Source organism: uncultured Microbulbifer sp., from assembly GCF_947498635.1.
Lineage (GTDB): Bacteria > Pseudomonadota > Gammaproteobacteria > Pseudomonadales > Cellvibrionaceae > Microbulbifer > Microbulbifer echini.
In genome coordinates, this window is sequence record NZ_CANMKV010000139.1 from 1 (window position 1) to 407 (window position 407).

The window sequence follows — 407 nt, forward strand, 5'->3', positions numbered from 1 at the left end:
CTTTCCTCGGAAGAACTGCAAAACCTGGCCGGCACCATGCAGCAGCTCACCACTTTTGGTGATGAAGCCGTGATGGAGATGGAAGCGCTGCTGCTCACTTTTACCAATATCCAAGGCGAGGTGTTTAAACGAGCCACCCCGGCAATTTTGGATATGTCCGTGGCCATGGGCACGGATCTGCGTTCTTCGGCAGTTCAGCTGGGCAAAGCGCTGAATGATCCGATAAAGGGTATTTCTGCCCTCAGCCGCACCGGCATCCAATTTACCGATGCGCAAAAAAGTACCATCGAAGCCCTGGTGGAATCCGGTCGCACGGCCGAGGCGCAAGGGCTGATCCTGGAAGAGCTGGAAAAACAATTTGGCGGCGCTGCGGAAGCGGCAGCGGATACGTTTGGTGGGGCCTTAAA

Annotated in this window: 1 protein-coding gene; it reads left to right on the forward strand. The window is 55.5% G+C overall.

What is annotated here, in order from left to right; translation table 11 throughout:
* A partial coding sequence (locus tag Q1A69_RS20180) for a hypothetical protein (protein ID WP_299589739.1) occupies nucleotides 1-407 on the forward strand: 407 nt, incomplete at both ends.